This is a genomic window from Priestia taiwanensis, from assembly GCF_014638355.1.
Lineage (GTDB): Bacteria > Bacillota > Bacilli > Bacillales > Bacillaceae_G > Priestia_D > Priestia_D taiwanensis.
The window spans coordinates 1,926,647-1,947,848 of record NZ_BMFK01000001.1 but is presented as its reverse complement, the minus strand read 5'-3'; the positions used below and the strand labels follow the sequence as shown (position 1 = coordinate 1,947,848).

Below are 21,202 nucleotides of genomic sequence, written 5' to 3'. Positions count from 1 at the left end.
ATTTGACTAAATTTTTCGGAATGTTCAAGATGAAAGGAAGGATACAACAAAGAAAGTAGGGATACGGATGATTTACGAAGCAACGAATGAAGGGAAGAAGAAGATAGCGCCAATGTTCGAGGGGATGCTAGATACCCTTATTCTTTCGTGTCTACAAGGGCATATGGGAACAGCTTGGGTGAATGATGTAGACAATCCAACGGCAGCTCAAATTATCGTCGGAGACTTTGCGTTTTATGCTGGGGATGCGTATGCGACCGGGGTAGAAGAATTACTGAGAAATATTCCGGAGCATATGTTAATCATTGTAGATACGGATGAATGGAAAGAGCGAATAGAAGAGGTTCATGCAGGTTCGTTAGATAAATTTCTTCGTTATCAGTTTTACAAAAATCCAGAGCACTTAAAGAAAGAGCATGTACAAACATTCTTATCACACCTTCCAACAGGATATGAATTAGTGAAACTTGATACGTCTATCGTCCATGAACCTACACTACATGAGCTTTCAGATGATTTCATCGCTAGATTTGACTCAGGTGAGGATTATGTGGAAAGAGGGATTGGTTACGCTATTTTACACGAGGGAAAAGTTGTATGTGGTGCAGGTTCATATAGTATTTATGATAGCGGGATCGAAATTGATATCGTGACGCATAAAAATCATCGTCGTAAAGGGCTAGCGACGGTCGCAGCCGCCGCGTTAATAATGGATTGCTTGGAACAAGATAAGTACCCAAGTTGGGATGCAGCGAATACAAATTCAGCTAAATTAGCTGAAAAATTAGGCTATGTATTCAAAGAAGCATACGATACATATTATATTCATACAGAAAAGTAAGTCCTAATTTCGTCTATCTATGCTAGAATAGGAGACAGTAGTAATAGGTAGGTGGATGACAGGATGAAACGCAATATAATTGGTGTTCTTGCAGCTACAAGTGTTATGGCGCTTGTGTGTGCTTTTATTTTCTTCGCACACGTTGGATTGTTTCGTGTACTAGGAATTCATTATGATTCGACGGGTGTGTTAATTAACTTTTTGCTAGTGGGTATGTTGTTAGAAGTGGTTTTGCTAATTGTAGGTACAATTATTATCAGGATGTTATCGAAGTACGGGGAAATTTCGGTTAGTGCAAGGGTACGAGCGAGTGTGACCCTTATCGTTGATTTTGTATCGATTCATTATATTGATGAGATGATGAAAGGAATTACAATTGAAACGTGGACGGAGCTAGCATTAGCAGCTATTTTCCTTCTTTTAAATAAAGTATTTGAAGAAGAGGACGTAAATCGTAAATAAATAGATTCCTAGAGAAAAGTATGTCTGTTAATAGTCAGACATACTTTTTTCTTTTTATGACAAATGGTGCGTGTAACTTGCTATATACATAGTGAGGAGGTGAAGAAGATGAATGAACTCCTGCCTTTTATTAGCGACGTTGGATTTCCGATTGTTGTGACGATGTATGTGCTTCTTCGTTTGGAGCAGAAGTTAGATGCAGTACGCCAATCAATCGAACAACTACCCGCTCATTTAAAAGAAGCGACTTCTTCTTCGGTCCACTAGTTGACTCCCACTTCCTCGGAGGTGGGAGTATTTCTTTAGGAGGAATGAAACGTGAACAGCATTATTAAACGACGAAAAGCCACAAGCTATGCTCAAATACATAACAACGCCTTACAGCAACTAGAGGATGTACGTGCAATTGGATTACTTGCACATTTAATGTCCTTACCTGTTGATTGGGAGATTAAGAAAGTATATTTATATAAAAAGTTTGGTCGATCTGCGGTGACGAAAGCAGTAGCCGAATTGGAGACGAAGAGGTATTGGGTACAAATTAAGTACCGTGATGGAAAAACAAATAATTTTGCATACTACATTTCAGATATACCGTTTAAAAAGGAAGAGGTTCTCGGATTCATGAAAGAGATTATCGAAGCGGGATGTTCTATTATGGATATAAGTTCTCCCTTTTTTTACCTTCTTTCAAGTGTCGATTTTCAGCAATTGAATAGGAACAGTTCATCTTCAACAGTTGAAACGAGTCAGCTATTAAAGAAAGAGAAAGAAACAAAGAAAGACAAACAATATATAGACAAAGAAAATATTGTTACTAGTAACAAATTCTTACCAATTGATGAGTTTGAAGTTGTATTGAAAGAAGCGTGTAATAGTTTATATGCTAATTTCTCATTAGGAAGATGGTCAAAAGAAGGATGGAATAAGTTAGTGACGAAATTTGTGAGTGAAACGATTGAAGAAAGACGCAACTTAACCATTCCGGTGCAATACATACAAGCATACGCAACAGAGGCCATTAGAAATATGGCGAGGCGTTCGGATGTAAAGCATGGAAGAGAGACGGTAATTTCTAAAAAGCTTACGTGGTTTTATCATTGGTTGGAAGAGGATACGGTTACTTGCTGATAGAAGGGTTGTTTCTATATCATAAATGAAAGGACCCATTATGAATGAGTCCCTGTTTCGTCTATTATAATTGGCAATTCAATGACGAAGGTTGTTCCTTCGCAGGATGATGTTGCTTTAATAGTGCCTCGGTGGTTATGAATAATATTTCGTGTTAGTGATAAGCCAAGGCCTGTGCCGGTATCTTTCGTTGTAAAGAATGGATCGAAAATGTAACTGACAATAGATTCTGGAATACCGATACCATTGTCAGAGAAGGTGATTTTGGCATGGTCATTTTCAAGCATACTTTGAACGATAATATGTAGTGGTTTGTCACCTGCTGCATCTTTGGCGTTTTGTAGTAAGTTCAAGAATACTTGGATAAGTTGATTCTTATTACTTTCCACTCTACAATTGTGTAATTCTGGTGCAAGTATATATTCAATCTGAATATTGTTTAGATGCGCTTCACTTAAGAGAAGAGGTTTTATATAATCTTGTATAAAGCAATTAATAGATACATCTTCTGCTTGAATGGATTGCGTCTTCGTGATCGAAAGGAAGTCACAAATGATACTATTGGCGCGATCGAGCTCTGGGATAAGTAAGGATTGGAATAAGTGTTGAATATCTTCAGCCACTTGTGCTTGTAAAAATTGCAAATAACCACGCACTGTTGTGAGTGGATTGCGAATTTCGTGAGCAATCCCTGCGGCAATTCGACCAGCTAATGCAAAACGTTCAGCATCACGTTCTGTATTTAAAAATTGGAGCGTGTAAATGACACGCAACATGTTTCCGTGCTCATCACGTATAATATGGGTATTAATAATCCCATAATGATTATCGAGGACGGTTTCGTTACGAAACTCTTTTCCTGTTGAAATTGTTTCTAGAGCAAGAACTTTATGCTCAGGTAGTTGCAAGATATCTTTGATGTGCTGTCCGATAACTGCATTACGTTCGGTGTTCATATCTTCGACCATTTTCTTGTTGCATAATGTTACGATGCCATCTGTATTTAGAAAGACGACGTGATGCGGAATCGGATCAAAGATTTTTCCACACTCTTTTTCTAGCGCAGCAATACCATTGGATGAACAAAAATCCATCGTTAATGTTGTTGCATCGTTATAGACTTCTTCAATTTCAAGTGGGCTACTGTCTGTTTTTTTGTGCAATGATAACTGTGTTCTTTCATCTGAAAAAGAAAAAGAGAATGGAAGTTGCGAAATGAAATTTTCGTATAGTTGTATTTTGTGTTGATCGCTGATGTATGAGTACTTGTTAATTATTTTCATAGAACATACACACCTTTTCTCCCCATTTAAACCCCTGTTATACAAATAATAATAAATAGATAAAAAATGGATATATTTGTACAATTATAAATTATATCATATTTCGACAAAATATGATAAAAAATACATCGCATGCATAAAGAGGTGAAAAAATGGTAATTAAAATAGGCGTAACTGGTTGGGGGGATCACGATAGTTTGTATCCCGATACATATACGAATAAAAATAAATTAAAAACATACAGTAACCACTTTCCAATTGTTGAGGTAGACTCGGCGTTTTATGCAGTACAGTCCGAGAGAAATTATGCGAAGTGGGTACAAGAAACTCCTAGTCATTTTTCATTCGTTGTAAAGGCGCTTGGTACATTGACTGGGCATACGAGAGAAGGAATAAAAGCAGCGGAGCTTGATGCGTTGTTTGACCGTTATTTAAGCTCCGTAGAACCAGTAAGAGAGGCTGGGAAGCTAAAGGCGCTTCTCTTCCAATTTCCACCGTGGTTTGACTGTAAGGCAGAAAATGTTCATTATTTACGCTATATAAAGGCGAAGCTCGGTAATATTCCTGCAGCGATTGAATTCCGTAATCAAACGTGGTTTCGAGACAATTACCGGGAGCGCACACTCTCATTCATGGAAGAGGAAGAATGGATTCACACGATTTGTGATGAACCACAAGCAGGAGCAGGTTCTATCCCAACCATCCTTCATCCAACGCACAAAAATTTGACGTTAGTTCGCTTTCATGGTCGTAACGTACATGGATGGAATAATCACGGCCAAGACAATTGGCGTAAAGTACGATTCCTCTACCGTTATACAAAAGAAGAGTTGGTAGAATGGGTGAATCATATCCGTGAGTTAGAGAAGAAGACAAAAGAAATATGCATTTTATTTAACAACAATTCTGGTGGAGATGCAGTGCATAATGCCAAGCAACTAATGGGATTACTGAACATTGAATACGGTGAGAAAATGCCGGAGCAGATGGAGTTATTTTAAAATTGGAGACTACTTATTCATTAGTAGTCTTTTTTTTTTTCCTTCTTTAAATGGGAAGGAAGGAATGATATGATGAGATTAATAGGTAAAATATGTAAATGTAGAGACTGTGCGCGATTAATGATTGGTGTGTTTGTTCTCTTAGAAGAGTAGTGATACAAAGGATTGAGTACGGACCTGTAGGCGCAAATGAATATAATTCTATATTAGTACGTCTTGTAGTTGTATTAGCTGTTAGTCTATTCTTTTGGTTACAAAAGCAGTGAAAATGTCGACTATTCCCCTTGCTTGGTTCATATAATGCCAAAAAAGGGAGGAATGTGTATGAGAAGATGGGTGTTTATATGTATGGGTGTTGTTGTTATTGCCATTAGTTGCTACATCCTATTTTCAAGGGCATTTTCACATATTGAATATGTAAGTGTAGAAAAATATGCGAAAGAAACACAATCGTTTATGGAAAGCATGACCGTAGATAACGCCACATCGCTTGGGAAAATAAAAGATATTTTAAATAGTGCAAGGCATGAATCTCCCGCTACCTATGAAATGGCTCATCAAGAAGATTATCAACTCACGATTACATACGAAGATGGAACGACAGATAAATTGGTTGTATGGGCAGAAGTTGGGGACAGTATTCTGTTACTGAGACCAGAGAAGCAGGATGCGTTTCGGATTAATCGTAAGAGTCACCAAGAGGCATTCTTACGTATTATGAATGAAAGGGAGTGGGGAGAATAATGGTATTCTACTCAAAGTTTGATCGATGGTTAATGGTGATGAACATCATTGTGTTACTAGCAGCGGCTCTAGGTATTGGTGTCAGTCTACTTGCGATACAAGAAGCGTTATGGTTGCGTTTAGTAGTAGTGGTAGTACTTTTGCTGGCCATGTATTTTTGTTTTAGAGTATTTACGCTTCGTTATATTGTTCAAGATGATACGTTGTCTATTATGTTTTTATACGAAGAGAAAATTAATATCTACTCGATTACTAGCATTCGTGCGACAAATGACATTATCTCAAGCCCTGCCATGTCAACGGATCGGATTGAAATATCTTTTGGAGAGAAGAAGTCTATCCTTCTTTCTCCAAAAGATAAAAAAGCGTTTATCGATGCACTAGTAGCAATCAATCAACATATTGAAGTAGATGTGAATTTGTCTTATATGAAAAGAGGGAAAGATGATGGTGTTCCATCCGAAACGTGATAAATGGTTAATCATAAAGGATTGTTTATTAATATTAGCTTTGCTTGTTGGTGCTGTTGCGAGTCTATTAACGATGTATGAACCGTTATGGCAACGTGTGTTAATAGCTGGTATGTTAGTTCTTGCCAGCATTTATTTCTTATTTGGCTCCTTCAATCTTCGCTATATTATTCAAGACTATTACTTGCACGTTGCTTCTGTTTTATCTAATGAGAAAATCGCCATTCATAAAATTACGCGTATACGTAAGGCAGATGATTTTTTTTCGAGGAAGGGATTATCACTCAACCGAATTGAAGTGGTTTACGGAGAGGATAAGGTTATTCTTCTTTTTCCAAAAGACAAGAAAGGATTTATCGATGAACTCATCGCAATTAATCCGCATATTAAAGTTGATGAACGCTTATTTCGGACGTTTTCGTAATGCATACAAGTCATCTTCAAATGTCGTAAAGCGGTCGAGGACGAAAGACGTCGCATCATCGATCCCTTTGTTGTAGAAATAAGGTTCTAACTTGCTCGCAAAAAATTCTAGTAATAGTTCTGCCTTCAACTGGCTAATTTCTTCGTCATATTCATCAAGGAAAAATGATTGGACAGAGGTAACTACTTGTTCTTTTTCTTCTTTTGATAAATTCATTCGCATATGAAGTCCCTCCTATTAGTAGAAAAGGACTTGCCTGTTTTGTTACATGCAAGTCCTTTATAGTCTCGTATTTACAGTCTGTAAACATCCGAGAAGTCGAGCTATATTATTCTTGAATTGCAGCTTCTAATGCTACTTCAATCATTTCATTGAATGTTGTTTGACGCTCTTCTGAAGATGTTTCTTCACCTGTGAAGATGTGATCACTTACTGTTAAGATTGTTAGCGCGTTCACGCCGAATTTTGCAGCGATTGTGTAAAGGGCAGTTGTTTCCATTTCTACTGCTAATACACCGTAGCTAGCAACTTTTTTGTATAAGTCCATGTTTTCACGGTAGAACATATCTGCTGTGAAGACGTTACCTACACGGATTTTTAAGCCTTTTTCTACACCAGCATCGTATGCTTTCTTCAGTAAACCGAAGTCTGCTACTGGAGCGTAGTCGATGCCTGGGAAGATAATGTTGTTCATATTAGAGTCTGTGCATGATGCTTGTGCAATGATCACGTCACGAACTTTTACATCGTCTTGAATAGCGCCACAAGTACCAACGCGAATTAAATTCTTCACGCCGTAGCTTTGAATTAATTCATTTACGTAAATACCGATTGATGGGATACCCATACCAGTTCCTTGTACTGAAATACGTTTTCCTTTATATGTTCCTGTAAAACCTAACATTCCACGTACGTTGTTGTAGCATGTTACACCTTCTAAGAAGTTCTCTGCGATATATTTCGCGCGAAGAGGGTCTCCTGGTAAAAGAATTGTTTCAGCTACTTCACCTTGTTTTGCTTCAATATGTATGCTCATTCGTCATACCTCCTACCTCATTGTGTACCCTTACATTTTACACAATAATAAGAAAAATAACCACTGTAAACCGACACATTTCCTAAGAAGATTTACGTGATGTAGTATATATTCCTATACCAAGTATAAGAGACATGCATTTATTAATAGAGAGGTTTGTATAGAAACGAGGACGTATGAGAAGATTAGTCCTTTTGACGGTAGAGAAAGAACTGATTATAATGAAGGAAAATAAAGGGGACGGAGTGAATATAGTATGCATGATGACCGTTGTGAAATTACATGTGTAGATGAAGAAAAAGTAAAACGAGCAAAAGAGGCAATTGTACAAGATGAAATGTCTGGCATGGTGAAACTATTCAAGGCATTAGCAGATCAAACACGCATGAAAATTGCTTTTTCGTTATATAAAGAAGAAGAGTTGTGTGTGTGTGATGTGGCGAATGTGATTGATTCATCCATTGCGACGGCCTCCCATCATCTGCGTCTCTTAAAAAATCTAGGTCTTGCGAAGATGCGCAAAGAAGGAAAATTAGTGTACTATTCGTTAGATGATGATCATGTGAAAGACTTAATTCGTGTTGCATATGAACATCATAAAGAAATGGAAGATGTAAACCGAAACGAGTAAGAGTGAGGGGGATGTTTCAATGATTGAAATAAGATGTTTACAGAAAGCGGATGTAGAGGCATTTTGGAAGTTACGTTTAGAAGGGTTACACAATAGCCCACTAAACTTCGGTTCATCGTATGAAGAAGTTGCCGCACGACCATTTGAACGTGTCCAAGAAACATTTTTACAGCAAGAAGATTCATTCATCATTGGAGCATTTGAAGGCGATCAACTAGTTGGGATGATGGGCTTTTCACGAGAGACGGGAAAAAAGAGCTTACATAAAGGAACAATTTGGGGTGTCTATGTGACAGAAGCGAAGCGTGGCAAAGGATTGGCAGGCTTGCTGTTGCAGATGACATTAAAGCATGCGAGACAAATAGACGGATTAGAGCGTATCTTGCTTACTGTATCTGCGCATAACGAACATGCAATTCGTCTTTATGAGAAACATGGTTTCGTCGCATATGGCAAAGAGCCTGAGGCATTAAAGGTAGACGGACAATATGTAGATGAAATCTATATGTCATTTGCATGGAAAAAAGAATAGGAGAGTGGAAGAATGGCAGTAGAAATCGTATGGTGGATCGTTGCGATTCTATGTTTTGTATTATCATTTGTGGCATTAATTAAGCCAGTATTACCGGGGTTACCCTTATTTTTAGTTGGTATTGCGGTGTATCACTTTGGAATTAATAATAAGGAATTAACTGTATCATTCTGGATCATTTTAGCGATTTTCTCGGCGGTTATTTTCTTCGCAGAAATACTTGCAAATCGCTATTTCTTAAAGAAATACGGTAGTACGAAGTGGGGCGAACGAGTTGGTTGTTTATCATTAATTGTTGGTTCGTTCGTCTTCCCACCGTTTGGTTTGATCTTTGTTCCGTTTATTTCTGTATTCGTTGCGGAAAAGGTTCAAGGAAAAGACAACAAAGAAGCCGCGAAAGTTGCATGGGGAACCGTTATTTCGTTCTTAAGTAGTTCAGTTGCAAAGGCAATCTTGCAGTTAATCATGCTTGTTATTTTCGTGTTGTATATTATCTTTTAAGCGAATTGCTCCGTATGCTGGGGCGATTCGTTTTTATTTGTCGAAAAAAATTGTAAATAACTGTATAATGAGTGTGTATAACCAATATAAGGAAAAGGGGATGGTGTAATGGAACTAGAAACGCTAAGGGATGATTTAGCGGTAAGAAGCAAACGAGGATTGCATTTTATTTTGACATCAATTGTACTTTGGATTGGTATTTTAGTAGTGTGGTTACTTCCGATAAAAGAAGTAGCGATAAAGAACTTATTAACATTTTGTATACTTGGTATGCTTGCCCCAATTGCTTTCATGATGTCTAAACTAATAAAAGTAGAATTTTCGATTAAAGACAATCCACTTAACAAGCTAGTACTTGTACTTGTTGCGAACCAAGTATTATACATTTTCATTGCGATGTGGATTTATCAAGCGGTTCCCGATAAAATGGCGATGATTATCGCTGTCATATTCGGCGCACATTTATTACCATTCGGTTGGGTATACAAATCGAAGGCGTATTTTGTGATGTCTGTTGTGATTTCTATTGCTATTCTATTAATAGGCATTACCTTTAGCACAGTCATCGTAGCAAGTGTGATGATTGGTTTTGAGATTTTATTTGCGATTTGGTTGAGTATGGAGAATAAGAGCGTATCTATTTCTACTAATTCGTCAGTTCGTACATAATGTTCCATCTTCATTATGACGTAAGGTATAAAAATAAGACAAGGTAAGCTCTATAGCCTATCTTGTCTTATTATTTTGTACTTATACAATCTTAATGCTATGAATGTAGAACATCAGACGAATGACAGTTATTGTCTCTCTAGTTCAGCTTCGTTCCAGCCTTCCATGAAACCTGTATAAAATGAGTCGGCGAACTCCGGAAATCCTGTAATAAGTAAAGCCATAACGATTCCAATGCCAATCCCTTTTCGTTTTCCCTCTCCTTTTACCCACATAAAAATGCCGATAATCATTAGTGAAATTGCTAGTATGCTAGTTACTATTTCCATATTATATCCCCTTTTCAAAATATTTCTAAAATGGATTTCATTATACCTTACAATGGATGAAATTGAAAGAAAAGCAAATTAATCGGTCATGTATAGACTGGATATGACTGTCTTTAAATGTGTAAGAGGAGGGGGGAGTTTTATAGATAATATTGATGCGATAACCATAACCTATTATCCGATTGAAAAAAGCCCTCAGTAGTATGGAACTACTGGGGGCTTTTTATAGAGTTAAAAGTAGAAATTTTATGTTTGGAGAATCTCTCTACTTATCGCTTAAATGAGATTAATGGTATTAACTACTTCATATTTTACATCGAATTCAGGAATTTAAAAAATAAATCACTTTTGATTTTTTAGAGTAGTTAGAAGAATTCTAGCTGAATCATACTTACATGGAATATCTGAGAATTTGGTCGCTAGAATAAATGTGTCGCTTATAAAGTGTTGTATGAATTCATATATATTATCGAAACGAAAAAGAGCTTCCTATTTATGGGGCTTTTTATGGTTTATTGAATAATACATAGTGCATTAATATAATCTTCTTTATTGGTCATCTATCGCGTTTATTTCCAATACTCGAGATATTGTGTATGTTCCGCGATATGACAGGTCATGTCGATACCTCTTCATGGACTTATTATGATGAGGCAAATAAAATGAAATCTGCTGGGACATGATAAAGGAGATAAAATGGAATGAATAATGAAAATTACGAAAATGCAGTGGGTTGGTGCCCGCTCTGCAAACAAGGTTGGATTTGGATTGTGAAGGATATTAAAACGCATAAGTTATTTCTGCAGTGTCAGGAATGTCAGCTTGAATTTGATAGTCCAACTAAGATGATAGAATCCAAAGCTAGACGGGAACCTTGTACAATGGATTGGTTGGTACCAACGATAGATGAAGTTAAGGAGATGCAGTGGGATAAATATCTTTTAATGGTAGAAAGAGAGCTATTGTTTATGCAATTTATTTGGATGAAAAATCAGTGGCTTGAAACCTCATTAGAAAGTTTAGAGGGAAATACCGATTTAACGTGGTCTAGTTGTGGAGAGGAATATCAAAAGCTGAAACACTTATTAAAAACCAAGAAAGATAAAGAAGTATATGAGAAAGTAGTAAATGAATTAATAGTAAAGACTATTCATTCTATATTAGAGGCGATAGATGATGAAGATGACTTTGCAGGCGCGTATATATATGATTTGGTAGTTAAAAATAATAATAATAAATCATTAAAAGAGAATGGTGTTTTGCGTAAGAGTTTCCAAAAACATATAGAAACTTTTGGAGATCATTAAGACGATTCAATAGTAAGTTTGAGAATATAGGTCATAAATAAAAATGTATTTATGATTGTTAGAAAGATGAAGTGAAAAGAATTAGGCATATATTTTTAAGTAGCTTGCGAGGCATGAGTTTTGTATTGTACAAAACTCATGCCTTTTCGTTTTTCCTCCATTCAAACGCTATTGTCGCAATGAATATATGTTTTGAGTTTTGCTTTGAAGTGTCCCATGTTCTTGAACGCTTGTAACTAGAGTAATAAAGAGTAATGACTTCTATGGAAGGCTTTCACTTGGAATGTAGCTTATGTTTCTTCTATTTTTTATATTTAATTTTTTTTAGAAAGGAGAAGGTTGTTAAAACATAGAATATTACTTTAGCTATGTGTAAGGAGGAATCATTGTGGAAGCCATTGATACGTTAATAAACGAGCAATTTTCTGGTGTGGTTTATATGAAAGCTGAGAAGCAAGTTTTAATGGAGTCGGCGTTTGGTTATGCGGATAGAGCTAATCAACGAGTGAATACGGTACATACTCGTTTCGGTATTGCGTCTGGGTGTAAGTTATTTACAGCTGTTGCGATTTGTCAGCTTGTTGAAAAAGGGGTGTTATCGTTCGACACACGATTGGAAGAGTGTTTGGATATAGCTTTTCCGCATTTTCATAAAGATGTAACGATTCATCACCTTTTGACGCATACGTCTGGTATACCAGACTATTTTGACGAGGATGTGATGGGGGATTTTGAGGATTTGTGGAAAGAAAATTCTATGTATCTTTTGCATAGTGGAAAAGACTTTCTTCCATTATTTCAAAATGAGAAGATGTTGTTCCAGCCGGGGGAGAAGTTCTACTATAATAATGCGGGATGTATCGTATTAGGGTTAATTGTTGAACAACACTCAGGGCTTTCTTTTACTGACTATGTGGAATTGAATATTTTTAAGCGATGTGGGATGACGGAGTCGGGATACTTTTTATTAAATCAACTTCCGTCAAATACAGCGAATGGATACGTTGATCATGAAGATGGAACGTGGAGTACGAATATATACTCTCTTCCGATAAAAGGTGGCGCAGACGGAGGAGCATTTACTACTGCACCGAACATGATAACATTTTGGGAAGCGCTGATGAATAGGGAGCTTTTAAGTGCGGAATATACGAATCTATTACTACATCCACACGTGCACGTAAAAGAAGGCGTGGCGTATGGCTATGGAATTTGGATTGGGAAAAAGGAAGATGCAATTGTGAAGTATCATGTGATGGGGTATGATCCTGGAGTGAACTTTCATTCTGCCTTCTATCCAAAGTCTGGAATGAAGCTAGCGATAACGTCAAACAAAAGTTCAGGAGCATTTGATGTGATGAAAGCTGTAGAAGAAAGGTTCAATTTGTAAGAAGCTAAAACTTTTCCACTTATGATAGGGAAGGCGTATAATGGAGAGGTAAGGTAGAAAGAACAAGGGAGGATTCAGCAATGTTCGTTACATTAAATAATGGTGTGAAAATGCCGCAACTTGGCTTCGGTGTATGGCAAGTACAAGACGGAGAGCAAGTAACAGAAGCAGTGAAGAAAGCATTAGAAATAGGGTATCGTTCAATCGATACGGCAGCGGTATATAAGAACGAAGCAGGAGTTGGCGCAGCCATTCGTGAGGCTGGTATCCCACGTGAAGAATTATTCATCACAACGAAAGTATGGAATAGCGATCAAGGATATGAAGAAACATTAAAAGCATTTGACGTAAGTTTAGAGAAGTTAGGCTTAGACTACGTTGATTTATATTTAGTTCATTGGCCAACGCCAGCACAAGATAAGTACGTAGATACATACCGTGCATTAGAGAAGTTATACAAAGACGGAAAAGTACGTGCAATTGGTGTATGTAACTTCCACATCCATCATTTAGAGCGTCTAATGGCAGAGTGCGAAGTGAAGCCTGTCTTAAACCAAGTAGAGTGCCATCCATTCTTATCACAAGAAGAGTTACGTGCATTCTGTGCAAAGCATGATATTTTCGTAGAAGCATGGAGCCCATTAATGCAAGGGGGCGACGTGTTAAATCACGAGGTGATTGTGGCACTTGGGGAGAAATATGGAAAGACGCCGGCACAAGTAATTATTCGTTGGCACTTACAGAATAACGTTATTGTTATTCCTAAGTCTGTTACACCATCACGCATTGAAGAGAACTTCGGTGTATTTGATTTCGGGTTAACAGCAGAAGATATGTCAGTAATCAATAAGTTAAATGAAAATAGAAGAAAAGGTCCAGATCCAGAGGACTTTAACGTACTTTAATAATGAGAAGAAGCCGTTGAGTAATCAACGGCTTTCTTTTCGTTCAAATGCCCAGTTGAAAAACCATAAAAAGAGCATGAAAAAGGCTAATTGAAAAATATTTTCTCCCCAATTGAATGTTTTATCTCGCCAATAATCAAAGAGAACAAAAACGATATACAGAATGATGAATAGATACCAAGTTTTACGGAAGTAGCGCATTAACCTCCTCCTTTAACGATATGTAATTTCGTTCGCGAAATCTTCAATATGCGACATATCCGCATCCTTCAAGAAAGTAACATTGTCATCTTTCACAGTGAAGACAGTTAAGCTTGTTCCGTGAATGTATGGATCATCCCAAATTTGTTCATAGGGAAGGTTTTTGTAATGTCTCGTAATACTCTTGAGTGTAATGGCATGTGTAACGAGTAAAATCGTCCCATTTGGATATTTTTCTACTATCTCATGTAGAAATGGTAACACGCGTGTATATAAATCCATATATGATTCGCCTGTTTCGGGTGTATAAAGAGTTGGTTGGCTCCAGAAGTAGTCTAGTTGTGTGGCATCATGTTGCTTTACTTCTTCTTGTGTACGTCCTTCCCAGTCACCAAGGTGCATTTCCTTTAGGCGTTCGTCTGTTTGAATAGGGAAGGTGCGGTCACCGAGAATGTGTTGTGTGGTTGAGAGAGCACGTCCGCTCGTACTAGAGAATACAGCGTCGAAATGCACATATTGCAGTGATTTCCCTAATGCTTGTGCGTAGGCAATACCTTTTTCAGTGAGAGGGGAATCGTTCCATCCTTGCATTTTTTTTCGTACATTCCATTCCGTTTCTCCATGTCTAGTAAGATAAATAGTCGTCATAAGGATGCTCCTTTAGTTGATATTTTCTAAGATTAATAATAATCTAATTGTAACAAATTGTAAGAGGGGGCGTCTATTGTGCATGTTAGAGAAGTGACAGAGAGTGATGTACACAAAGTAGTTCCATTGTTTGATCAGTACCGTATGTTTTATCAGCAATTTTCAGATGAAGAAGGAGCACACGCTTTTTTAGAAGAGAGAATTAGAAAAGCAGAATCCGTTATGTATGTAGCGGAAGATGAGGACGGCGAAGCAAGTGGATTTGTGCAGTTGTATCCGAGCTTTTCGTCGGTATCCATGAAGCGCTTATGGATATTAAATGATTTATATGTGACCGAGCAAGCAAGGGGAAAAGGTGTTGGAGTAGCATTACTAGAAAAAGCGAAAGAACTTGCTATTGAAACAAAAGCAAAAGGACTTATGTTGCAGACAGCAGAAGATAATGTGCGTGCGCAAGGCATTTATGAAGAGTTCGGATTTAAGCAGGAGAAGGATCGTTTTTATGTATTGTTTCTATAACAAAAAGGCGGACTGTACATGTGTACAGTCCATTTTTTAGGTTTGTAATTCTTTCCGTAGATCCTCTAACTAGCTTCTTATTGAACTTGCACTTGATCTCGTCGAGTTGTTCCTAAAGAGAGAAAGAGGAAAGGGTTCGTGTAGCAGTGATTGCTATAATGTCTTTCTCAAAATATCTCCTGTGGGCATGCTCATTCTTATGAAACTTGTATTTTTGCTTCTTTAAAGCCTCCGCATACTTCCTAAGTGTCGATACGTCTATCCCTAATAGGTCGGGCAGGGGAAAACACTGTCTGTTTTGTTTCCATAGCGCTATATGCCTCCATGCTGTATGTCGTTATACGTACTATTCCTCTCAGAAGGGAGAGGTTTTCCTATAAAATAAGAAATTTGACGAAAATTATCTCACCATCCAAAATGAAAATGAAATAAGATGATTTTTATTTTATACATAAAAAAGACCGATCCTGAAAGGACAGGTCCTTGTAATAACGAAATGCTTGTGCTTAGCGTGTTCCGTACAGTCTATGCACTAAGTAACGCGATTAGCATTTGAAATATGAGAAAATGAAAAGAGCCATCTATCCAGACAGCTCTTTTCATTGCTACACTATGTACTAGCTTTTTCTTTTAAAAATGATATTTAAAAGTTTTACGATAACCACCTAAAGCCCATAATCCCTTATTTTCACTTTGAAGCAGCGTTGTAATTGGAATATCTGTATATGGGCGTCTTAAATACATTTCATGAGAAGGTGCCATATCATGATGACCTCGAATAAAATGATCCCCTCTTAGATGCATGAATACGCTGTATCGATAATCAATTGCTGGCAAATTAACGAAGCCCCAACCTTTAAATGGAATTCCAACTTCATGCTGCACCGTAAACTCCAAGTATTTCTTTGTAGATACATCGGTTCTCAACGATATTCCACTATTTGAAGCAGTTTTAGTAATGGTACCATCTTTAGGATGTATCATTATACTTGGCCCAACTTTTGCCTCTAGTAATTTGACACTTGAACCACTATTAGTAAATCTAGCTAAAACTTCGGTCTTTGTACGATATGAAATTGCATTATAATAAAATCCTCTTCCATCTCCATGAAGCACTGTCCCTTTTCCGAATGCGCGATCTGTCATCCAATCGCTAACTGTAGCATCGGGTATGAAAGTTTGATACCTAAATTGATATTGGAAATCATATTCATAAGAAGGTATCGTTATTCGTGCAGGAGATGCATAAGTGAAATCTTCTAACGCCTCAATAATAGATTCATTTCCAACTTCATAATAATGATAATAATTACCATCCTTTTCCGGACTACCACCTTTGTCCTTTATCTCCTGTATTTCTTTTGCATCCGTTACTTTTGTCTTCCCTATAAATTTATAAAAATAATGTGAGCCTGGACTAACAGTTGTATCTATAAAGCAAGGAGACTGTGTTTTTCCAATTCTAACATCATTTCGATAAATTTCATACGTACCATCATCATCTGGAATAATACCATACCATTTTTGTTCAATTTTATCCTGAGCAATATTAGCAACTACTTGTACATTATCTAAAACTGTAGTAACAGAAGGCGACGCTACTGCAGCCGAACGTGCCACTGCTAGGTTTTTGTTTTCTTTCGTCATTGCTTGTACAGTGCTTATATCCATAGGTTTATTATTGTTATCAAAAGCAACTACTTTAAACGTATATCGCGTATTACCATCTAAATCTTTATGTGTATAAGTTGACTCACTTCCAGACCAAACTAATTGGTCTTTCACGTAAACATTATATTTGTCCGATATATCATTCCATTTTAAAGTCACACTATCACTAGTAGATTTAGAATCTACATTTAGCCTTGGTACATTAATTGTTGGAGCATAAGCTCTTGCAGCAGCTTTTGGTACATTATCATTTCTACCACAAGCTATAGGATTAGTTACTTCATTAGGAAAAATCCACTTTGATCCTTCCCATGTATCAACTTTCCACCAACCATCCGAACGCTTTTCTAATACAATCATTCGTTGTGGAGTATACACACCACCATTATTTGCTTTTTGAGAGTGGGGCGAGGGTTCATTATACGCATAAAAATTTTTATTTATATCAAAAATATCCGCCTTTGGAAAAATCCATTTTAGGCCTTCCCATGTCTCGATTTTCCACCAACCATCCGAACGTTTTTCTACTACATTAGGGGATTGCGGGATATAAGCTTTATTATTATTTGCTTTCTTAGATCTGAATGTCGGATCATCAAATGCAAAAAATTCCTTATCTATTCTTGTGCTGTGATGATAAGTCCACTTTGCGCCTTCCCATGTATCAATTTTCCACCAACCATCCGAGCGTTTTTCTATTATAATTAGTGGATGGGGGGGATACTCAATACCTCTATTTGCTTTGGCAGCTTCGAATGTTGGCTCATTATACACATGAAAATTAAAAGCTTTGTGATAAATCTCCGCTTTTTGAAAAATCCACTTTGGTCCCTCCCATGTCTGGATTTTCCACCAACCATCCGAACGCTTTTCTAATACAAGAATTGGTTGCGGTTTGTATACACTATTATTATTTGCTTTCTTAGATCTGAACGTTGGCTCATTAAACGCAAAAAATTCTTTGTCCATCATTTCTCTAGTACCATTTGCAGATAAATCACCTTGAGAAACAAATAATAAAACAAATAGCATAGATATAATTCCTAAACTTTTTTTAATCAAAAAATCTACTCCCTTTCTTTCAATCTAATTCTCTAATAAAACTACGAATCTTAAATACTCTAGATTCACACATAAAAAACCTTTCTAAATGAAAGTATAAGGTTCACTTACCATATACTCGTTAGAAAGGTAAATTATTCTAGAAAATAATACATAAAAAAACTCATTAATGCAATAGTTTTTCAACATGAGCGTGTTGTTATCTTATTAAAATCAAAAAAAAACCTACCTCTCAAAGGATAGGTCTCGATAATAACGAGTTCTAGTGCTTGTTGCTTAGCACTTTCCTTACAGTCTATGCCGAAGCATAATAAAGATGATTCTTCTACCAATAAACGAAAAAACGCCCTATCCAATGAAAAGATAGTACGCCTTAAACAAATATAATATACTCGTCGCCACCTCTCTCATAATGGCGACGAGTATATTGGTAAATAAAGACCTGTGAAAACTTTATCTACCTATTTGCTTTACTTAGAAATATCGTTATTATGCGCGTTATGATAACAGTATCTCCACCTTTATTATAACAATAAATACCATTATTTTCTAATGAAACAAAAAATATAAATATATAAACAAATATGAGTTAGGATTTTAGAATTTATTCATCTATTTTCCAAACATATCCATTACGAAATATTATAAAACTTTCCCTTTCTAATTGGGGTGATGAAACTGCCTATCAAATCCACTAGATAATTTGATAGAAAAAATACTAATGAGCAGAGGAGGTGTTTTTATGCTTAAAAAGGTAATAATAGGAGCATTAGCGGTTGGAATTGCACTATCTGCTGGCACTGCACAAGCAGCAAGTTGGACGCCAAAGCATCCAGATTTATACGATGAAAATACTTCATGTTCTTATTACCATGATCAACCACTGTCTGCTTCATTCTTATAGTGCTATACACCTCCAGTCTATATGTCGTTGTACGTACTATTTCTTACAGGAGAGGTAACTAAAAATAGAAACAGCATCTACATGGTTTCTATTTTTTAAATCATGACTTCACAAATATATAATTTTCGAGTACATAAATTGTCGTGACTCCTAATACTATGTAGAAAAAACATCTTAGCACTAAATTCTGTGATAGTTTATGTGACACAAGTTCGTATGCCACCATTAAAATTAAGGCTAAATAGAGAAAACTGCTTGTTTCTAAAAAGACATACAATAGAAAACCTACAGTATTAATGGAGGCAGCCACATACTTCCGATTTCCATATTTTTCTCTTATTTCTTCTAGTTTCACTTTAACTTCCTCCTTTTCGGTAACTTCCAAAAAATATATCTGAATGTTCTTATATCTTTTTTATTCTACTGTACAGTCCATTTTTTAGCGTACATATCGTTTATACATGAATGTTTCTTCATCGATGGACGTTGCTAGTTCAAATGCTTCTTGCTCGCTTTTCTTGTTTTGAATACGTTCATACATAAACCGTAGTACAAATATGAGATTGGCGTTGCCATCTATGTAGTCGTCTGGTCCGATGTACGACTTGCAACCACATGAGAGAAATGCGTTTGCGAGTTCTTCTTCACCTAATGTACATCCCGATGCGATAATGTGTGTATCGTTTAACTTCGCATACCGTTTCACATCTTCAGCGTTGAAAAATTCTCCTCGAGGCTCATCTTCTTCATACACATCATCACCAAGTTCTGGCATACAAAATCTCCCATCATCTCCGTGGAAATTTAAGATGACGTAATCTACTTTTTCATCTAAGTCTTTGCCATTCAATACATCGATGAGATCATTTGGTCTTCCTACTAAGTGCAAGGTCACTCTTGCACCAAAATACTCAAGGGTAGAACGGATAGCGAATGATTCTGTCTCACAATTTGGACCGACAATTAAGCTAATATATCGTTCGGGTTTGCTCATGGGATTGTTTCCTTTCAAAGGGATTAGGTTGGAATAGAAACAAAAAAAAGAAGCGACAAGGCTTCTTTTTTTCGTCTACTTTTCTTTTCCTACTTCTGGTGGATGAACACCACCAAGACCACCGTTTTGTGTAAAGACATCACCAGCATTGGTGCTTACTATTAAAGCAAAACTTAAAAGTAAAAACATAGAAACTTTTTTCATATTGATTCATCTCCTTCCTTTTTAATATGCATAGCTAAATGATAATAATCGCTAGCAATTTTATACTTACGGTTTGTATAATATAGCTTTCCTAGCAATTCGTAGTATTCAGCCAAATAATGAATATCATTTTTGGCTTGGAAGAACGGGATAACCGCTTCTTCTAAATAAAGAATGAGTGTTTCCTTCTCAGATGAAGTATCTTCTAGTTGATATTTTAAACAAGTAATGAGAATATGCTCTGTATTGTCTTTTGTTGGAGGGATTTGTAGTGCTTTATCAATATAGTGAGAAGCTTCTCCTACTCGTTCTTCTTCATATAGTAGTTTGGCTAGTTGGTATAACGTTTGTAGACAAATTTCTGGATACATATCATATTTTAAGCACTCTTGATAAAGAGCGATGGCTGTTTCTATCTTATTAATATGTGCATGTAAGTATGCTAAATTATGAAGAGTTAGAGCTTTTGTTCGATGTAATTCTAGGGAGTCAGCTAATTTGAGTAACTGATCATAAGTGGTTAATGCTTTTTGATAATTCTTTGTTCGTGTATAATTAATCCCTAAAATCATTTGACAATACAAGCTTTGTATGTAATTCACTTGTTCGTTATACATTTTAAGTGCTTCATTTGCATGGCAAATAGCAGCATGTTTGTTTTTTAAATGGCTATGGGTAAGTGCAAGATGATAGAGTAGGAATGGTTTGATGAGCTGAAGTTCTTCTGCTAGTTCTTTAGCTTTCTTTAAAGAAACAAGGCTATCATAATGTTTTTTTCTTAAGCAAAAATAAATTCCCTGTAAATGATAAAAGTTTAGTTGTTGTAGTTTGGACAAGCTTTCTACAATAGTAGAGAGCTTGTGGATAAATTGTTCTGCGCTTTCAACATCAAATGTATGGATAGCGTGTACGAGAGAGATTAATTGGTATTCTGTATAAACAGTAGGATGTTGAAGGAAGTCATTATAAGCAAGAAGTGATTCATATAGTTCTTCGATTTTATCCGAATTATTCCGTTCATGTTCTTGATATAGTTGTTCGAATATGATTTGAACGTTCTCTAGTGCTTCATCTAGTTCTGGTCCATTTGTGATATGGACACCAAGCCTATTTCCTAGTAGCACGACAATTTCGTCACTTGGGAGCATTTTTCCATTTTCTACTTTGCTTAAGTAGGTGATGGAACAAATCCCTTCACATAGTTTCTCTTGCGTAATGCCTTGTTGTTTGCGGTGCAAACGAATGAAGTTTCCAATATGAGAATATTCTACATGACTCAATAGATCACCTTCTTTTGAAAGTTGAGAAAAAATAGAGGAGAATGTGGAATTAAAACTAGGAAA

At 36.5% G+C, this 21,202-nt stretch carries 27 protein-coding genes; 17 read left to right on the top strand and 10 right to left on the bottom strand.

Going from position 1 to position 21,202, the window contains the following annotated elements; translation table 11 throughout:
* The first annotated feature begins 67 nt into the window (after positions 1-67).
* The 4 genes from IEV41_RS10100 (at position 68) to IEV41_RS10085 (ending at position 2,434) form a co-directional block, all read left to right on the top strand.
* On the top strand, positions 68-841 hold the full coding sequence (locus IEV41_RS10100; RefSeq protein WP_188388262.1) for a GNAT family N-acetyltransferase: 774 nt from the start codon (positions 68-70) through the stop codon (positions 839-841).
* Positions 842-904: 63 nt separating this feature from the next.
* A complete protein-coding gene (locus IEV41_RS10095; protein ID WP_188388261.1) occupies positions 905-1,303 on the top strand; it encodes a YrvL family regulatory protein in 399 nt (132 codons plus the stop codon).
* A gap of 108 nt (positions 1,304-1,411) precedes the next feature.
* Complete coding sequence (locus tag IEV41_RS10090) at positions 1,412-1,570, top strand: YvrJ family protein (RefSeq protein WP_188388260.1); 159 nt, start codon at positions 1,412-1,414, stop codon at positions 1,568-1,570.
* A 51-nt stretch (positions 1,571-1,621) separates the two neighbouring features.
* Positions 1,622-2,434 (top strand): hypothetical protein, encoded by an 813-nt coding sequence (locus tag IEV41_RS10085; RefSeq protein WP_188388259.1) that lies wholly within the window; start codon positions 1,622-1,624, stop codon positions 2,432-2,434.
* A gap of 38 nt (positions 2,435-2,472) precedes the next feature.
* On the opposite strand, the gene IEV41_RS10080 is transcribed toward IEV41_RS10085, so the two are convergent.
* On the bottom strand, positions 2,473-3,717 hold the full coding sequence (locus IEV41_RS10080) for an ATP-binding protein (protein ID WP_188388258.1): 1,245 nt from the start codon (positions 3,715-3,717) through the stop codon (positions 2,473-2,475).
* A gap of 152 nt (positions 3,718-3,869) precedes the next feature.
* On the opposite strand from IEV41_RS10080, the gene IEV41_RS10075 reads away from it, so the two are divergent.
* The 4 genes from IEV41_RS10075 to IEV41_RS10060 all read left to right on the top strand — a co-directional run bounded on the left by IEV41_RS10075 (position 3,870) and on the right by IEV41_RS10060 (position 6,356).
* Positions 3,870-4,718, top strand: a complete 849-nt coding sequence (locus IEV41_RS10075; RefSeq protein WP_188388257.1) for a DUF72 domain-containing protein — start codon at positions 3,870-3,872, stop codon at positions 4,716-4,718.
* Between the two features lie 324 nt (positions 4,719-5,042).
* Entirely contained in the window at positions 5,043-5,462 is a 420-nt protein-coding gene (locus tag IEV41_RS10070; protein ID WP_188388256.1) for a YhfM domain-containing protein, read from the top strand.
* A complete protein-coding gene (locus IEV41_RS10065) occupies positions 5,462-5,932 on the top strand; it encodes a PH domain-containing protein (RefSeq protein WP_188388255.1) in 471 nt (156 codons plus the stop codon). The genes IEV41_RS10070 and IEV41_RS10065 overlap by 1 nt, the downstream gene beginning before the upstream one ends.
* A complete protein-coding gene (locus tag IEV41_RS10060) occupies positions 5,907-6,356 on the top strand; it encodes a PH domain-containing protein (protein ID WP_188388254.1) in 450 nt (149 codons plus the stop codon). Before IEV41_RS10065 ends, IEV41_RS10060 begins: the two co-directional genes overlap by 26 nt.
* On the opposite strand, the gene IEV41_RS10055 is transcribed toward IEV41_RS10060, so the two are convergent.
* Together IEV41_RS10055 and deoD are read right to left on the bottom strand one after the other, a co-directional pair.
* Positions 6,336-6,578, bottom strand: a complete 243-nt coding sequence (locus IEV41_RS10055; RefSeq protein ID WP_188388253.1) for a DUF2164 domain-containing protein — start codon at positions 6,576-6,578, stop codon at positions 6,336-6,338. The genes IEV41_RS10060 and IEV41_RS10055 overlap by 21 nt on opposite strands.
* 106 nt (positions 6,579-6,684) lie before the next feature.
* Entirely contained in the window at positions 6,685-7,392 is a 708-nt protein-coding gene (gene deoD, locus IEV41_RS10050; RefSeq protein WP_188388252.1) for a purine-nucleoside phosphorylase, read from the bottom strand.
* 256 nt (positions 7,393-7,648) lie between these two features.
* Between deoD and IEV41_RS10045 the strand changes: the two genes are divergently transcribed.
* The 4 genes from IEV41_RS10045 (at position 7,649) to IEV41_RS10030 (ending at position 9,725) form a co-directional block, all read left to right on the top strand.
* Complete coding sequence (locus tag IEV41_RS10045) at positions 7,649-8,023, top strand: ArsR/SmtB family transcription factor (protein WP_188388251.1); 375 nt, start codon at positions 7,649-7,651, stop codon at positions 8,021-8,023.
* Between the two features lie 19 nt (positions 8,024-8,042).
* Positions 8,043-8,555, top strand: coding sequence for a GNAT family N-acetyltransferase (locus tag IEV41_RS10040; protein WP_188388250.1), 513 nt, complete (start codon positions 8,043-8,045; stop codon positions 8,553-8,555).
* A 12-nt stretch (positions 8,556-8,567) separates the two neighbouring features.
* Positions 8,568-9,056, top strand: a complete 489-nt coding sequence (locus IEV41_RS10035; protein WP_188388249.1) for a DUF456 domain-containing protein — start codon at positions 8,568-8,570, stop codon at positions 9,054-9,056.
* Positions 9,057-9,164: 108 nt separating this feature from the next.
* Complete coding sequence (locus tag IEV41_RS10030) at positions 9,165-9,725, top strand: DUF7010 family protein (RefSeq protein WP_188388248.1); 561 nt, start codon at positions 9,165-9,167, stop codon at positions 9,723-9,725.
* A 128-nt stretch (positions 9,726-9,853) separates the two neighbouring features.
* Here the strand turns inward: IEV41_RS10030 and IEV41_RS10025 are convergent, their stop codons facing one another.
* The gene (locus IEV41_RS10025) at positions 9,854-10,054 is read right to left on the bottom strand and encodes a hypothetical protein (protein WP_188388247.1); all 201 of its coding nucleotides are present in this window, start codon (positions 10,052-10,054) and stop codon (positions 9,854-9,856) included.
* A gap of 701 nt (positions 10,055-10,755) precedes the next feature.
* On the opposite strand from IEV41_RS10025, the gene IEV41_RS10020 reads away from it, so the two are divergent.
* The 3 genes from IEV41_RS10020 (at position 10,756) to IEV41_RS10010 (ending at position 13,656) form a co-directional block, all read left to right on the top strand.
* The gene (locus IEV41_RS10020; protein ID WP_188388246.1) at positions 10,756-11,361 is read left to right on the top strand and encodes a hypothetical protein; all 606 of its coding nucleotides are present in this window, start codon (positions 10,756-10,758) and stop codon (positions 11,359-11,361) included.
* Positions 11,362-11,800: 439 nt separating this feature from the next.
* On the top strand, positions 11,801-12,751 hold the full coding sequence (locus IEV41_RS10015; protein WP_188388749.1) for a serine hydrolase domain-containing protein: 951 nt from the start codon (positions 11,801-11,803) through the stop codon (positions 12,749-12,751).
* Positions 12,752-12,831: 80 nt separating this feature from the next.
* Positions 12,832-13,656: an aldo/keto reductase gene (locus IEV41_RS10010; protein ID WP_188388245.1), complete on the top strand. Its 825-nt coding sequence runs from the start codon at positions 12,832-12,834 to the stop codon at positions 13,654-13,656.
* Positions 13,657-13,680: 24 nt separating this feature from the next.
* Here IEV41_RS10010 and IEV41_RS10005 read toward each other — a convergent pair whose 3' ends face one another.
* Complete coding sequence (locus tag IEV41_RS10005; RefSeq protein ID WP_188388244.1) at positions 13,681-13,857, bottom strand: hypothetical protein; 177 nt, start codon at positions 13,855-13,857, stop codon at positions 13,681-13,683.
* 12 nt (positions 13,858-13,869) lie between these two features.
* A complete protein-coding gene (locus IEV41_RS10000; protein WP_188388243.1) occupies positions 13,870-14,505 on the bottom strand; it encodes a histidine phosphatase family protein in 636 nt (211 codons plus the stop codon).
* 78 nt (positions 14,506-14,583) lie between these two features.
* Between IEV41_RS10000 and IEV41_RS09995 the strand changes: the two genes are divergently transcribed.
* Positions 14,584-15,024: a GNAT family N-acetyltransferase gene (locus IEV41_RS09995; protein ID WP_188388242.1), complete on the top strand. Its 441-nt coding sequence runs from the start codon at positions 14,584-14,586 to the stop codon at positions 15,022-15,024.
* A 630-nt stretch (positions 15,025-15,654) separates the two neighbouring features.
* On the opposite strand, the gene IEV41_RS09990 is transcribed toward IEV41_RS09995, so the two are convergent.
* Positions 15,655-17,757, bottom strand: a complete 2,103-nt coding sequence (locus IEV41_RS09990) for a fibronectin type III domain-containing protein (RefSeq protein ID WP_188388241.1) — start codon at positions 17,755-17,757, stop codon at positions 15,655-15,657.
* Positions 17,758-18,499: 742 nt separating this feature from the next.
* Here IEV41_RS09990 and IEV41_RS09985 point away from each other — a divergent pair.
* Entirely contained in the window at positions 18,500-18,661 is a 162-nt protein-coding gene (locus IEV41_RS09985; RefSeq protein ID WP_188388240.1) for a hypothetical protein, read from the top strand.
* Positions 18,662-19,100: 439 nt separating this feature from the next.
* On the opposite strand, the gene IEV41_RS09980 is transcribed toward IEV41_RS09985, so the two are convergent.
* The 3 genes from IEV41_RS09980 to IEV41_RS09975 form a co-directional block, all read right to left on the bottom strand.
* Complete coding sequence (locus tag IEV41_RS09980; protein WP_188388239.1) at positions 19,101-19,655, bottom strand: delta-aminolevulinic acid dehydratase; 555 nt, start codon at positions 19,653-19,655, stop codon at positions 19,101-19,103.
* Positions 19,656-19,730: 75 nt separating this feature from the next.
* The gene (locus tag IEV41_RS20175) at positions 19,731-19,859 is read right to left on the bottom strand and encodes a hypothetical protein (protein ID WP_268235135.1); all 129 of its coding nucleotides are present in this window, start codon (positions 19,857-19,859) and stop codon (positions 19,731-19,733) included.
* Positions 19,856-21,139 carry a tetratricopeptide repeat protein gene (locus IEV41_RS09975; protein WP_188388238.1) on the bottom strand — a complete coding sequence of 428 codons (1,284 nt, stop codon included), beginning with the start codon at positions 21,137-21,139 and terminating at the stop codon, positions 19,856-19,858. The genes IEV41_RS20175 and IEV41_RS09975 overlap by 4 nt, the downstream gene beginning before the upstream one ends.
* Positions 21,140-21,202 lie beyond the last annotated feature (63 nt).

What these genes read in the sequence shown, in the direction of transcription:
- IEV41_RS10075 (WP_188388257.1), top strand. Translation starts at nt 3,870, where the DNA reads ATGGTAATTAAAATAGGCGTAACTGGTTGGGGGGATCACGATAGTTTG.
- IEV41_RS10090 (WP_188388260.1), top strand. Translation starts at nt 1,412, where the DNA reads ATGAATGAACTCCTGCCTTTTATTAGCGACGTTGGATTTCCGATTGTT.
- IEV41_RS10080 (WP_188388258.1), bottom strand. Translation starts at nt 3,717, where the DNA reads ATGAAAATAATTAACAAGTACTCATACATCAGCGATCAACACAAAATA.
- IEV41_RS10055 (WP_188388253.1), bottom strand. Translation starts at nt 6,578, where the DNA reads ATGCGAATGAATTTATCAAAAGAAGAAAAAGAACAAGTAGTTACCTCT.
- IEV41_RS10035 (WP_188388249.1), top strand. Translation starts at nt 8,568, where the DNA reads ATGGCAGTAGAAATCGTATGGTGGATCGTTGCGATTCTATGTTTTGTA.
- IEV41_RS10095 (WP_188388261.1), top strand. Translation starts at nt 905, where the DNA reads ATGAAACGCAATATAATTGGTGTTCTTGCAGCTACAAGTGTTATGGCG.
- IEV41_RS09980 (WP_188388239.1), bottom strand. Translation starts at nt 19,655, where the DNA reads ATGAGCAAACCCGAACGATATATTAGCTTAATTGTCGGTCCAAATTGT.
- IEV41_RS09985 (WP_188388240.1), top strand. Translation starts at nt 18,500, where the DNA reads ATGCTTAAAAAGGTAATAATAGGAGCATTAGCGGTTGGAATTGCACTA.
- IEV41_RS10005 (WP_188388244.1), bottom strand. Translation starts at nt 13,857, where the DNA reads ATGCGCTACTTCCGTAAAACTTGGTATCTATTCATCATTCTGTATATC.
- IEV41_RS10020 (WP_188388246.1), top strand. Translation starts at nt 10,756, where the DNA reads ATGAATAATGAAAATTACGAAAATGCAGTGGGTTGGTGCCCGCTCTGC.
- IEV41_RS10100 (WP_188388262.1), top strand. Translation starts at nt 68, where the DNA reads ATGATTTACGAAGCAACGAATGAAGGGAAGAAGAAGATAGCGCCAATG.
- IEV41_RS20175 (WP_268235135.1), bottom strand. Translation starts at nt 19,859, where the DNA reads ATGAAAAAAGTTTCTATGTTTTTACTTTTAAGTTTTGCTTTAATAGTA.
- IEV41_RS10040 (WP_188388250.1), top strand. Translation starts at nt 8,043, where the DNA reads ATGATTGAAATAAGATGTTTACAGAAAGCGGATGTAGAGGCATTTTGG.
- IEV41_RS10060 (WP_188388254.1), top strand. Translation starts at nt 5,907, where the DNA reads ATGATGGTGTTCCATCCGAAACGTGATAAATGGTTAATCATAAAGGAT.
- IEV41_RS10000 (WP_188388243.1), bottom strand. Translation starts at nt 14,505, where the DNA reads ATGACGACTATTTATCTTACTAGACATGGAGAAACGGAATGGAATGTA.
- IEV41_RS10025 (WP_188388247.1), bottom strand. Translation starts at nt 10,054, where the DNA reads ATGGAAATAGTAACTAGCATACTAGCAATTTCACTAATGATTATCGGC.
- IEV41_RS10030 (WP_188388248.1), top strand. Translation starts at nt 9,165, where the DNA reads ATGGAACTAGAAACGCTAAGGGATGATTTAGCGGTAAGAAGCAAACGA.
- IEV41_RS10070 (WP_188388256.1), top strand. Translation starts at nt 5,043, where the DNA reads ATGAGAAGATGGGTGTTTATATGTATGGGTGTTGTTGTTATTGCCATT.
- IEV41_RS10015 (WP_188388749.1), top strand. Translation starts at nt 11,801, where the DNA reads ATGAAAGCTGAGAAGCAAGTTTTAATGGAGTCGGCGTTTGGTTATGCG.
- IEV41_RS10045 (WP_188388251.1), top strand. Translation starts at nt 7,649, where the DNA reads ATGCATGATGACCGTTGTGAAATTACATGTGTAGATGAAGAAAAAGTA.
- deoD (WP_188388252.1), bottom strand. Translation starts at nt 7,392, where the DNA reads ATGAGCATACATATTGAAGCAAAACAAGGTGAAGTAGCTGAAACAATT.
- IEV41_RS10010 (WP_188388245.1), top strand. Translation starts at nt 12,832, where the DNA reads ATGTTCGTTACATTAAATAATGGTGTGAAAATGCCGCAACTTGGCTTC.
- IEV41_RS10065 (WP_188388255.1), top strand. Translation starts at nt 5,462, where the DNA reads ATGGTATTCTACTCAAAGTTTGATCGATGGTTAATGGTGATGAACATC.